Below are 11,456 nucleotides of genomic sequence, written 5' to 3' on the forward strand. Positions count from 1 at the left end.
CGCGGCGAGGCGGCCGGGACGGCCCGGCCGCCGAGATCCCGCCCGACCTGGCCCGCACGCCGACGCCGAACCGCGCGTCGAGCCGATCCGCTCGGGCGGACCCAACAAGCCCTATGAGGTGTTGGGCCGCAACTACACGCCCGAGACCCGCGACGTGCCGATCAAGGAAAAGGGACTGGCCTCCTGGTACGGCCGCAAGTTCCACGGCCGCAAGACGGCCAGCGGCGAGATCTACAACATGCACGCGATGACCGCGGCGCACAAGACCATGCCGCTGCCGAGCTATGCGCGGGTGCGCAACCCGGCCAACGGCCGCGAGGTCGTGGTGCGCATCAACGACCGCGGGCCCTTCGTGGCCGGGCGCGTCATCGACCTGAGCTACACCGCGGCGCTGAAGCTCGACCTGCTGCGCGGCGTGGGCCCGGTCGAGGTGGAGCGCATCACCTACGAAGACATCCGCACCGGCGCGTGCGGCGCGATGCGGCGCCGACGGCCGTGGCGGCGGCCCAGCCAGAGGCCATGCCACTGCCCGCCGCGCCGGGCGGGCCGCCAGCATCGGACACGGTCGCGGCGGCTGAGGGGGCGGAACTGCCGGCGCTCCCTGTCGCCAGTGGCACGCCAAGCCGGGAGCTGACGAGCGGTGCGCGCGGCTACTGGGTGCAGCTCGGTGCCTTCCGCGAGCGCGGCGGCGCCGAGTCCTTCCAGCAGCGCGTGTCGAGCGAACTGGACTGGCTGGCGCCGCTGATGGCGGTGTTCAGCGAGGCGCCGCTCTACCGTCTGCAGGCCGGGCCGTATGCGTCTCGCGACGAGGCGCAAGGCGCGGCGCAGCGGGTGCGCGACGCGCTGCAGCTGGTGCCGGTGATCATCGAGCGGCGCTGAGCCGGCGCACTAGCGCCCGCCCGACACGTCGAGCAGCGCGCCGGTGACGTAGCTGGCCGCGTCGGACAGCAGCCACACGATGCTCTGCGCCACTTCGTCGGCGCTGCCGGCCCGCTGCATCGGCAGCTGCGGCGCGGCCCGCGCGGCGCGGTCCGGCTGGCCGCCGGAGGCATGGATCTCGGTGTCGATGATGCCGGGCCGCACCGCGTTCACGCGCACGCCCTCGGTCGCCACCTCGCGCGCCAGCCCGAGCGTGAAGGTGTCGATCGCGCCCTTGGCGGACGCGTAGTCCACGTACTGCCCGGGCGAGCCGATGCGCGTGGCCGCCGAGGACACGTTGACGATCGCGCCGCCCGTGCCGCCATGCACGCGGCTCATGCGCAACAGTGCCTCACGGGCGCACCAGAAGCTGCCGAACACGTTGATCGCGAACATGCGCTGCACGCGCTCGACCGGCATCGCATCGACGCGCGCTGCAACATCCACGACGCCGGCGTTGTTGACCAGCCCGCGCAGCCGGCCGGCGCCGAAGTGCGCGTCGATCGCGGCGAACATCGCGCGCACCTGCGCGTCGTCGGACACGTCGGCGCGGTAGGCCTCGGCCTCCCCGCCCCCGCCGCGGAGGTGTTCGACCAGCGCGCGCGCGGCCGCGTCGTCGCGTGCATAGTTCAGGGCGACGGCCCAGCCTTGCCGGGCGGCGAGCGTTGCGGTCGCGGCGCCGATGCCGCGGCTGGCGCCGGTGATGAGCAGCAGGGATTCATGGCCGACAGGTTAGCGCAAGCCCCCGGCGGCCGGCGCGCGCGAACGACGGAAGCAAGACACGACATGCCCAAGGACTTTCAACGATGGAGGACTCCAACTCCTCTGCCAACCCGGCCTTCCAGCAGCTCAGCGATCCGGTGCGGCGCGTGCTGCTGCGAGGCGGGCTCGCCGCCAGCGTGGGTGGGCTGCTCGCGCCGCTGGCCGGCTGTGGCACGCCGGCGCGGGCTCCGGGCGGGGCACTGCTGGGCTTCGCGCAGTGCCGGCGTCGAGTGCCGATGCGTGGTGGTGCCGCCGGGCTATGTGGCCGAGGTGATCTACGCCTGGGGCGACGCGATCGGCGCACCGGGCCTCGCGGCCGGTCAGCCGGCTTTCCGCGGCGACGGCAGCCACAGCGCCGAGGACCAGCAGCTGCAGGCCGGCATGCACCACGACGGCATGCACTTCTTCCCGGCGGGCCGCGGCGATCGTGGCCTGCTGGTGGTGAACCACGAGTACACCGACGAAGGCCTGCTGCATGCCGACGGCATGCAGACCTGGAGCGCCGAGAAGGTGCGCAAGTCGCAGGCGGCGCTCGGCGTGTCGGTGGTCGAGCTGGCTCGTGCGGCGGACGGACGCTGGGCGGTGCAGCGCCCGTCGGCCTATGCGCGGCGCATCAGCGCCCGCACGCCGATGACGATCAGCGGGCCGGCCGCCGGCCACGCGCTGATGCGGACGGAGTTCGATCCCGGTGGCCGCGAGGTCATCGGCACCTTCAACAACTGCGCGCACGGCGTCACGCCCTGGGGCACCTACCTGGCCTGCGAGGAGAACTTCGTCGGCTACTTCCACGGCCCGGCGCAGCCGGATGCTCATGCGAAGCGCTGGGGCCTGACACCGGGCGGCTACGGTCTGCGCTGGCACGAGCACGACGCGCGCTTCAACGCCACGCTGCATCCGAACGAGTTCAACCGTTTCGGCTGGGTGGTGGAGATCGACCCGCTCGACCCGCGCAGCACCCCGGTCAAGCGCACCGCGCTCGGCCGCGCGGCGCACGAGGGCGCCTTCGTCACGCAGGCGGCCGACGGGCGTGCGGTGGTCTACATGGGCGAGGATGCGCGCTTCGAGTACCTCTACAAGTTCGTGTCGCGTGACCCGGTGCGCACCGGCGGTTACGCGAACAACCGCGAAGTGCTGGACCACGGCACGCTCTACGTGGCCCGTTTCGATTCGGACGGTACGGGCGAATGGCTGGCGTTGGTTCACGGCCAGAACGGACTCGATGCGCAGGCGGGCTTTGCCGACCAGGGCGAACTGCTGGTGAAGTCGCGCCAGGCGAGCGACAAGGTCGGCGCGACCAAGATGGACCGCCCCGAGTGGATCGCCGGCGACCCACGCACCGCGACGCTGTACTGCTCGCTCACCAACAACAGCCGCCGCGGCACCGACGGCTATCCGGCCGTCGACGCTGCGAATCCGCGCGCGCGCAACACCATGGGCGAGGTGATCCGCTGGACGGAGGTGGGAGGCCACGCCGCGACGCGCTTCCTGTGGGACCACTTCATCCTGGCCGGCGATCCGGCCAACGAGCGCGCCGAGGCGCGCGGCAACGTGAAGGGCGACCCGTTCGGCAGCCCGGACGGCCTGTGGTTCGACGCGCGCGGCGTGCTGTGGATCGCGACCGATGCGTCGCCGACGGCGCTGGGTCAGGGCGACTACGCCCGACTGGGCAACAACATGCTGCTGGCCGCCGATCCGCGCAGCGGTGAGGTGCGGCGCTTTCTCACCGGGCCGGTCGGCTGCGAGATCACCGGCATGGTCGGCACGCCGGACCTGCGCACGCTGTTCGTCAACATCCAGCATCCCGGCGAGGGCGGCAACGACCCCGGCGATCCCGCCGCTGCAAGAAAGCGCTCCACCTGGCCCGGCGGCGGCGGGCGGCCGCGCTCGGCCACAGTGGCGATCCGGCGCATCGACGGCGGCGCGATCGGCACCTGAAGGCGGATCGAGCTGGCTGTCGGCGCCGTCCGACAGCGCTCGGTGCCGTGTGCCGACAGCCGGGCCGAGGGGGCGTCCTAGGCTCCTGTGATTGAAATCGATCGAGGAGACGACGATGAACAGCCTCTTGCGCGCGATGGCGGGCGCGCTCTCGATGACGGCCGCGCTGTGGACCGGCGCCATCGCCCAGCCGGCCGGCGACGCGCCGCCAGTCCCGCGCGTGGAGCGGGCCGGCGGCATCAGCTACGTGAACGGGGGGGCGGGCGAAGAGGCCCGCGCGGTGATCGACCGCCTGTCGCCGGACTTCGCGTTGCGCAACGTGTTCAGCGGCCAGGGCGGCCAGTACGTGGTGGCCGAGCGCGTGACACTGCAGAACACCAGTGGCGGCGAGCCGGTGGTCATCCGGGACGCCGGCCCGATCCTGATGATCAGCCTGCCGCCGGGCCGCTACACGATGGAGGCCACGGTGGGCGGCCAGTCGCAGCGCAAGATCGTGCAGGTGGGCAGCGCGCCGATGCGCGTCGACTGGCGCTGGCCCGGCGCCTGACGGCGCTCGCCTGCTACTTCGACGTCGGCATCACGAACTCGGCGCCCTTGGGCGTGCTCTCGGGCCAGCGCTGCATCACCGACTTCTGCTTCGTGTAGAAGCGCACGCCCTCCTCGCCGTAGGCGTGCATGTCGCCGAACAGGCTCTTCTTCCAGCCGCCGAAGCCGTGCCAGGCCATCGGCACCGGGATCGGCACGTTGATGCCGACCATGCCGACCTGGATGCGGCGCGCGAACTCGCGCGCCACGTGACCGTCGCGCGTGAAGCAGGCGACGCCGTTGCCGAACTCGTGCGCATTGACCAGGGCCACTGCGCTGGCGAAGTCGGGCACGCGCACGCAGGCCAGCACCGGGCCGAAGATCTCTTCCTTGTAGATCTTCATTTCGGGCGTCACGTGATCGAACAGCGTGCCGCCGGTGAAGAAGCCCTGCTCGTGACCGGGCACCTTCAGGCCGCGGCCGTCGACCAACAGCTTCGCGCCCTCGTCGACGCCGTGCGCGATGTAGCCTTCAATGCGCTCGAGCGCCTGCGGCGTGACGATCGGGCCCATCTCGGCGTCGAGCTCCATGCCGTTCTTGACCTTCAGCGCCTTGGCGCGCTCGGCGAGCTTCGGCACGATCTGGTCGGCCACGTCGCCCACCAGCACCGCCACCGAGATCGCCATGCAGCGCTCGCCGGCCGAGCCGTAGGCCGCGCCGATCAGCGCGTCGACGCTCTGCTCCAGGTCGGCGTCGGGCATCACCACCATGTGGTTCTTCGCACCGCCAAGCGCCTGCACGCGCTTGCCGTGCTTCGCGCCGGTCTCGTAGATGTACTGCGCGATCGGGGTCGAGCCGACGAAGCTCACCGCCTTCACGTCGGGGTGGGTCAGCAGCGTGTCGACCGCCAGCTTGTCGCCCTGCACGACGTTGAACACGCCGTCGGGCAGGCCGGCCTGCTTCAGCAGCTCGGCGATGAAGAGGCTGGGGCTGGGGTCGCGCTCGCTGGGCTTGAGCACGAAGCTGTTGCCGGTGGCGATGGCCATCGGGAACATCCACATCGGCACCATGACCGGGAAGTTGAACGGCGTGATGCCGGCCACCACGCCCAGCGGCTGGCGCAGCACCCAATTGTCGATGCCCGTGCCGACCTGGTCGGTGAAGTCGGTCTTCAGCAGCTGCGGCGCGCCGCAGGCGAACTCGACGATCTCGATGCCGCGCGTGACCTCGCCCTGCGCGTCGGTGAACACCTTGCCGTGCTCGGCGGTGATCATCGCGGCCAGCGTGTCGCGCTGCTCGTTGAGCAGCTGCAGGAACTTGTTCAGCACCCGAGCGCGCCGCAGCGGCGGCGTGTCGGCCCAGGCCGGGAACGCGGCCTGGGCTGCGGCGACCGCAGCGTTCACCTCGTCGGCCGAGGCCAGCGCGACCTGGCGCGCGACGGCGCCGGTGGCCGGGTTGTAGACCGCCTGACGGCGCCCGCTCGTGCTGGGCACGGCACGTCCGCCGATGAAATGGCCGATCTCGGCGGTGGCGGTGAAAGCTTCGGGGGCGCCCATGTCGTGTCTCCTGGCGATGATTCGATCCCTGCAGCTTAGGTGCGCAAGGCGGGTCTGACCAGTCACATTGCGTGACTACATTGTTCATTTGGATGAACAATGAGCGCATGAGCACGACCCCCAACGCGCCGCTGTGGCCCCACGTGCATGCCCTCGGCACGATCGCGCAGAGCGGCAGTTTCACGCTCGCCGCGCAGCGGCTCGGCCTGTCGAAGGCAGCGGTCAGCCAGCGCATCGCCGAACTCGAGCGTGCGGTCGGCGTGCCGCTGCTGCAGCGTACGACGCGCAGCGTGCGGCTCACCGAGGCCGGCAAGCAGCTGGTCGACGAGACCGCCGCCAGCTTTGCGCAGATCGAGCAGAGCCTGCTCGGCGTGCGCGACCTGGCCTCGCAGCCGCAGGGCCTGGTGCGGATGACGGCGCCGGTCGCGCTGGGGCGCCAGCATGTCGGTCCACAACTCGAGAGCTTTCTGCGCGCCTGGCCCGGCATCCGCGTCGAACTCGACCTGTCGGACCGGCTGGTCAACCTCGCGCACGAGGGCTTCGACCTCGCGGTGCGCCACACCAGTGCGCCGCCCGACAGCCACGTGGCGTGGAAGCTGTGCGCGTCGCGCACGCTGCTGCTGGCCTCGCCGGCCTACCTGCGGCGGCGCGGCACGCCCCGCCATCCCGACGAGTTGGCGGGGCACGATTGCCTGCCCTATCTGCGCAGCGGGCCGGCGCTGTGGGCCTTCGAGCAGGCCGCGACCCGGGGCCGCCGCAGCGAGCCGGAGCGGGCCCGCGTCACCGTGACGGGCCTGCTGCGGGCCAACAACTCCGAGGTGCTGCGCGACGCAGTGCTGGCTGGCCTGGGGCTCGCGCTGCTGCCCGACTTCAGCGCGGCCGCGGCGGTGAAGGCCGGTCGGCTGCGCGAGGTGCTGCCCGACTGGCGGCCGGTCGGCTTCTTCGGCGATGCGATCTATGCGCTGCGACCCTTCAGCGCGCAGGTGCCGCGGGCCGTGCGCTCGCTGGTCGAACATCTGCGTGCCGCCCTGGAGCCGGGTTTCGATCCCGGAAAAAAACAGCCCACCGGGGAGGGTGGGCTGGCAAGTCCTTGGGAAAGGACATCGTTGGGACTGTTGGAGCGTGCCGCGCCGCGAAGGGTGATCGCTGTGGCGCCGGCGCGCGCATCCTTGTTCCGTGTGACAGCGGGTGAAGAAACTGTAGGAGTCGGGGCGTTGCACACCCATCCCCATAACGTAGGGGTTCGGGGGGGAGGTCCCGCCGCTGCGTTCAATCGAACGCGAGCGCGCTCACCGGCGGCAGGTGGGTAGACAGGCATTGCCAGTCGTCGCCGCCGTTCTCGCTGAGCCAGAGGTTGCCGCTGGTGGACGCCATCGCGAGGCGTTCGCCGCTGGCATCGACCCCGAGCGCATGGCGATAGACCAGGTCGTAGGCGGGCGGCGGCGGCAGCCCGCGCGTCAGCGTCTCGAAGCTGGCGCCGCCGTCGCGCGTGCGCGTCACCACCAGTCGGCCGTCGACCGGCACCCGGCACTCGTCCTTCACGGCCGGTACGAACCAGGCGGTCGCAGGTTGCTGCGGGTGGACGGCCACCGCGAAGCCGAACACCGAGGGGCCGGCCTCGGGGATCTCCTGCCAGCTGCGTGCGCCGTCGCGGCTGACGAAGATGCCGTTGTGGTGCTGGGCCCACAGCGTGTCCGGTGCGGCGCGGCATTGCACCACGCGGTGCGGATCCTGGATGTTCTGTTCGTAAGCCTGGTCGGGCGGCATGAAGGCCGCGCGCATGCCCTGCGCCGACAGCGTCCAGCTCGCGCCCTCGTCGTCGCTGCGCCAGACGCCGCCGCACGAGATCCCGAGCAGCAGTCGCCGGCTGTCGCGCGGGTCGACCAGCACGCTGTGGATGCCCGGGTGGTCGTAGCCGCCGCCGAACCAGCCGCGGCGCTCGGGGCGTTGCCACAGCGACTCGACCAGTCGCCAGCTCGCACCCCGGTCTTCGGAGCGGAACAGGCCCCCTGGGATGGTGCCGGCCCACAGCACGCCGGGCTGTTCAGGCCCGCCGGCGGCGAGGCTCCAGATCAGCTTCAGATCCCAGGGCACCGGATCGTCGTTGCCGTCCGGCTTGGCCGGATAGGCCGGTGCGGCCAGCTCCTGCCAGTGGCTGCCACCATCATCGCTGCGGTGCAGCTTGCAGCCGAAATGACCGAGGTTCAGCGCGGCGTACAGCGCGCCGTCGCGTGCGTCATGCAGGACTTGACTGACCGGGTCGCCGAGGAAGGCCGGTGCGGCGTTCGGCCGCCACCCGCCGGTGTCGTCGCGGTGCCAGCCCTGCAAACCCTTGCGGGTGGCGACCCAGAGTCGGTTCGACGGCATGAGGCTCTCCTTGTCATCAGGCCGCGCGCTGATCGTTCAGCCGCCGGTCAGCGCCTGCAGCACATGCACGTCGGCATCGGGGCGCAGCGCGTCGCTCAGGTGCTGCCGATCCCGGGCCCGCTGCCCGTCGATGAACACCGCGACGTGAGCGCGCAGGGCGCCCTGGTCATCGAGCAGGTAGCCGCGTGCCCGCGGGCTGGTCTTGAACACCTGCTCGAGGGCTTCGGCCAGCGTCGCGGCCTGCAGCACGTGCCGCGGACAGTCGACGTGGCGCTGCAGGTGGGCCGTGAACGTGACGCTGACCATTGCGCACGATTCTGCCGCTGCAGCGGGCCTGTGGTGCGTCGGGGCGTCAGCTTGCGAGGGCGCTGCCGCCGTGGCGCGGCGTGCACCAGCAGGTGGGGCCGCTCCGGCGCTCGCCGAGGAAGCCGAACTCGAGTGCCGGCCGCTGGCCGCTGATCAGTTCGGCCAGCGCCCGCCCGGAGCCCGCGCCATGCGTCCAGCCGAGCGTGCCGTGGCCGGCGTTGACCCACAGGTTCGCGATGCGGCTGCGGCCGATGCAGGGAATGTTGGTGGGCGTGCTCGGCCGCAGGCCGGCCCAGAAGTTCGGTGCGGACAGATCGGCCACGCCGGGAAACAGCTCTTCGTAGCGCCGCACCAGCGCCTGGCAGCGCACGCGCGCGGTGGGGCTGTCGAGGCCGGTGTCGTAGCCGGCCAGCTCGGCGGTGCCGGCGATGCGGACCTCGTCGCCCAGGCGCGAGACGGCGATCTTGCGCGCGTCGTCGATCATGCTGACCACGCTGGCGCGCTCCGGCCGGCGCAGCTTCAGCGTCGCCGAGTAGCCTTTGCCGGGTAGATGTTGAGGTGCACACCGAGCGGGCGCAGCAGCGGCGCCGTGTAGGAGCCGAGCGCCGCCACGAAGGCATCGGCCTTCAGCGTGCGCGGCTGCTGCGACGCGAGGTCGTGGATGCGCACCGTGCCCAGCCGATCGCCTTCGCGGTCCAGGCCGTCGATCGCGTGGCCGTACAGGAAGACCGCACCGCGCGCGGCGCAGCGCTTCGCCAGCTCCTGCGTGAACACGCGTGCGTCGCCCGATTCGTCGCTCGGCGTGTAGGTGCCGCCGGCGATGCGCGGGCCGTAGCTCGCCAGCGCCGGCTCGACGCGCAGCACCTCGTCGCGCGACAGCACTCGGCGGTCGACGCCGTGGCGGCGCATCAGCTCGGCACCGGCCGCGCCGCCTTCGAGATCCTTCTGGCTGCTGAAGAAATGCAGGATGCCGCGCTCGAGCCGGTGGTACTCGATGCCGGTCTGCGCCACCAGGGCCTTCAGCGACTCGTGGCTGTAGCGGCCCAGCGCGACGAGCTGCTGCACGTTGCGCTCGAAGGCGCCGTCGGTGCATTGCGTCAGGAAGCTCAGGCCCCAGCGCCATTGCCAGGGATCGAGCTTGGGGCGGAACAGCAGCGGAGAGTCGTCGCGCGCCAGCCACTTCAGCACCTTCAACGGCGCCTCGGCGTTGGCCCAGGGCTCGCAGAAGCTGACCGAGATCTGCGCCCCGTTGGCGAAGCTGGTTTCCAGCGCGGCGTCGGGCTGGCGGTCGACGACCGTGACCTCGTGCCCCTGCTCGAGCAGGTACCAGGCGGTGCTGACGCCGATGATGCCGGCGCCCAGGACGATGACCTTCATGATGGCGACTCCTCTCGTCAAGCCTGCTTCAGCGGCGTCAGCAGCAACTGCGCCGCGACCGCCCACATCACCACGGCGACCAGTGCGTCGATCGCCCGCCATGCGGCCGCCTGGCGCAGGAAGCGCGCCGCGCCGACCGCGCCGAACCGAGCAGCGCGAACCACGCCGCCGACGCCAGCCAGGCGCCGGCCACGAAGCCCAGCTGCGCCGCACCGGCGTGCTGGGCGCCGACGCCGCCGACCAGCACCACGGTGTCCAGATAGACGTGCGGATTCAGGTAGGTGAGCGCGAGCGTGGTGCTCAGCGCGCCGCCGAGCGAGCCGCCGCCGGCGGCGAGCTGCAGCCCGGCGGCCGAGCCTTGCCAGGCCTGGCGCGCGGCGCGCCAGCCGTAGGCCACCAGGAAGGCCGCACCGCCGTAGCGGAAGGCTTCCAGCAGCAGCGGCTGCGCGGCGATCAGCGCCCCGAGGCCGAACACGCCCAGCGCCACCAGCAGCCAGTCCGACAGCGTGCAGAGCAGCACCACCGGCAGCACGTGCGCGCGCATCACGCCCTGGCGCAGCACCAGGGCGTTCTGGGCGCCGATCGCGACGATCAGGCCGCCCATCATCAGCGCGCCCTGCAGCAGCGCGGCGGGCACGGCGGGGTCTGGCAGGAGGCTGGGAGACAGCATGGAGGGATTGTGGCCAGCGCCCGCCTCCCAGAGAAGTGTGATTCAAGTTATTGGCATTACATTAGAAATACTGATCGATTGACCGAGACCGCGACATGCAGAACCTCGATCCCGCCGCGCTCGATTGCCTGGCGGCGCTGGCCGACGATGGCAGCTTCGAGCGCGCCGCGCAGCGGCTGTCGATCACGCAGTCGGCGGTGTCGCAGCGGCTGCGGGCGCTCGAGTCCCAGGTCGGCCAGCTGCTGGTGGTGCGGGCCCGGCCGTTGCGGCTGACCGAGCCGGGCAAGGTGCTGCTGCGTTTCGCGCGGCAGCTGCAGGCCATGCGTGCCGACGTCGCGCGCGAACTCGGCGAGCGCATGCAGTCGCAGGCCCGGCTGCCGATCGCCGTCAACGCCGACAGCCTGGCCACCTGGGTGCTGCCGGCGCTGGACGGCCTGGTGCAGCAGGGCCTGAAAGACGGCTTCGGGCTGGAACTGATCGTCGACGACCAGGACTTCACCCACGAGTGGCTGCGCCAGGGCCAGGTGCTGGGCTGCGTGTCGACCGTGCCGCAGGCGCTGCGCGGCTGCCGCGTCGAGCCGCTCGGCGTGATGCGCTACATCGCGGTGGCCAGCCCCGGCTTCGTGGCGCGTGAGCTGGGCGGCGACGCGGCCGCCGGCCTGCACCGCGGCAACTTCGCGCGCGTGCCTTTCCTGGTGTTCAACCGCAAGGACGACACGCAGACGCAGTGGGTCGCCCAGGCCTTCGGGGTGCGCGCGCCGAGGCTGGAGGAGCGTTTCGTGCCGTCTTCCGAGGCCTATGTGCGGGCCGCCGCCCTGGGTTGGGGCATCGGCGTGGTGCCGGAGCTGCAGGTGCGCGAACGGCTCGCGCAAGGCGAGCTGTTGTGCCTGCGTCCCGACATCGGCATCGAGGTGGCGCTCTACTGGCACCAGTGGAAGCTGGGCGACGACAGCGGACTGCCGGTGCGCGCCGCGCGGCTGGACGAGGTGGGCGCGGCGCTGGCGCGCGGCGCCGCCATGGCGCTGGATCGCTGACGGCGG

Annotated in this window: 10 protein-coding genes and 2 pseudogenes; 6 read left to right on the forward strand and 6 right to left on the reverse strand. The window is 71.8% G+C overall.

Annotated features, from left to right (window positions below):
• On the forward strand, nucleotides 1-634 hold a 634-nt coding region (locus Y694_RS23605; RefSeq protein WP_231497727.1), incomplete at its 5' end, for a septal ring lytic transglycosylase RlpA family protein.
• A gap of 23 nt (nucleotides 635-657) precedes the next feature.
• Entirely contained in the window at nucleotides 658-879 is a 222-nt protein-coding gene (locus Y694_RS26075; RefSeq protein ID WP_051495836.1) for an SPOR domain-containing protein, read from the forward strand.
• 9 nt (nucleotides 880-888) lie between these two features.
• Here Y694_RS26075 and Y694_RS16075 read toward each other — a convergent pair whose 3' ends face one another.
• The gene (locus Y694_RS16075; RefSeq protein WP_036234293.1) at nucleotides 889-1,632 is read right to left on the reverse strand and encodes an SDR family oxidoreductase; all 744 of its coding nucleotides are present in this window, start codon (nucleotides 1,630-1,632) and stop codon (nucleotides 889-891) included.
• A gap of 288 nt (nucleotides 1,633-1,920) precedes the next feature.
• Here Y694_RS16075 and Y694_RS16080 point away from each other — a divergent pair, with 288 nt between their 5' ends.
• The gene (locus tag Y694_RS16080; protein ID WP_231497728.1) at nucleotides 1,921-3,615 is read left to right on the forward strand and encodes a PhoX family phosphatase; all 1,695 of its coding nucleotides are present in this window, start codon (nucleotides 1,921-1,923) and stop codon (nucleotides 3,613-3,615) included.
• A gap of 115 nt (nucleotides 3,616-3,730) precedes the next feature.
• Nucleotides 3,731-4,162: a hypothetical protein gene (locus Y694_RS16085; protein WP_036234295.1), complete on the forward strand. Its 432-nt coding sequence runs from the start codon at nucleotides 3,731-3,733 to the stop codon at nucleotides 4,160-4,162.
• 13 nt (nucleotides 4,163-4,175) lie between these two features.
• On the opposite strand, the gene Y694_RS16090 is transcribed toward Y694_RS16085, so the two are convergent.
• Entirely contained in the window at nucleotides 4,176-5,696 is a 1,521-nt protein-coding gene (locus Y694_RS16090; RefSeq protein ID WP_036234296.1) for a CoA-acylating methylmalonate-semialdehyde dehydrogenase, read from the reverse strand.
• A 92-nt stretch (nucleotides 5,697-5,788) separates the two neighbouring features.
• On the opposite strand from Y694_RS16090, the pseudogene Y694_RS16095 reads away from it, so the two are divergent.
• Nucleotides 5,789-6,739: pseudogene (locus Y694_RS16095) on the forward strand (LysR family transcriptional regulator); the annotation flags it as partial.
• Nucleotides 6,740-6,965: 226 nt separating this feature from the next.
• Here Y694_RS16095 and Y694_RS16100 read toward each other — a convergent pair.
• The 4 genes and pseudogenes from Y694_RS16100 to Y694_RS16115 form a co-directional block, all read right to left on the reverse strand.
• Nucleotides 6,966-8,063 carry a sialidase family protein gene (locus Y694_RS16100; protein ID WP_036234298.1) on the reverse strand — a complete coding sequence of 366 codons (1,098 nt, stop codon included), beginning with the start codon at nucleotides 8,061-8,063 and terminating at the stop codon, nucleotides 6,966-6,968.
• A gap of 36 nt (nucleotides 8,064-8,099) precedes the next feature.
• Entirely contained in the window at nucleotides 8,100-8,369 is a 270-nt protein-coding gene (locus tag Y694_RS16105; protein WP_011831094.1) for a MoaD/ThiS family protein, read from the reverse strand.
• 46 nt (nucleotides 8,370-8,415) lie between these two features.
• Nucleotides 8,416-9,746, reverse strand: a pseudogene (locus Y694_RS16110) (D-amino acid dehydrogenase).
• Nucleotides 9,747-9,813: 67 nt separating this feature from the next.
• Nucleotides 9,814-10,416 carry a LysE/ArgO family amino acid transporter gene (locus Y694_RS16115; RefSeq protein WP_231497729.1) on the reverse strand — a complete coding sequence of 201 codons (603 nt, stop codon included), beginning with the start codon at nucleotides 10,414-10,416 and terminating at the stop codon, nucleotides 9,814-9,816.
• A 95-nt stretch (nucleotides 10,417-10,511) separates the two neighbouring features.
• On the opposite strand from Y694_RS16115, the gene Y694_RS16120 reads away from it, so the two are divergent.
• Nucleotides 10,512-11,450, forward strand: coding sequence for a LysR family transcriptional regulator ArgP (locus Y694_RS16120; RefSeq protein ID WP_011831091.1), 939 nt, complete (start codon nucleotides 10,512-10,514; stop codon nucleotides 11,448-11,450).
• Nucleotides 11,451-11,456 lie beyond the last annotated feature (6 nt).

It is taken from the genome of Methylibium sp. T29-B (assembly GCF_000576225.1).
Classification (GTDB): Bacteria; Pseudomonadota; Gammaproteobacteria; order Burkholderiales; family Burkholderiaceae_C; genus Methylibium; species Methylibium petroleiphilum.

What these genes read in the sequence shown, in the direction of transcription:
- Y694_RS16085 (WP_036234295.1), top strand. Translation starts at nt 3,731, where the DNA reads ATGAACAGCCTCTTGCGCGCGATGGCGGGCGCGCTCTCGATGACGGCC.
- Y694_RS16090 (WP_036234296.1), bottom strand. Translation starts at nt 5,696, where the DNA reads ATGGGCGCCCCCGAAGCTTTCACCGCCACCGCCGAGATCGGCCATTTC.
- Y694_RS16100 (WP_036234298.1), bottom strand. Translation starts at nt 8,063, where the DNA reads ATGCCGTCGAACCGACTCTGGGTCGCCACCCGCAAGGGTTTGCAGGGC.
- Y694_RS16105 (WP_011831094.1), bottom strand. Translation starts at nt 8,369, where the DNA reads ATGGTCAGCGTCACGTTCACGGCCCACCTGCAGCGCCACGTCGACTGT.
- Y694_RS16115 (WP_231497729.1), bottom strand. Translation starts at nt 10,416, where the DNA reads ATGCTGTCTCCCAGCCTCCTGCCAGACCCCGCCGTGCCCGCCGCGCTG.
- Y694_RS16120 (WP_011831091.1), top strand. Translation starts at nt 10,512, where the DNA reads ATGCAGAACCTCGATCCCGCCGCGCTCGATTGCCTGGCGGCGCTGGCC.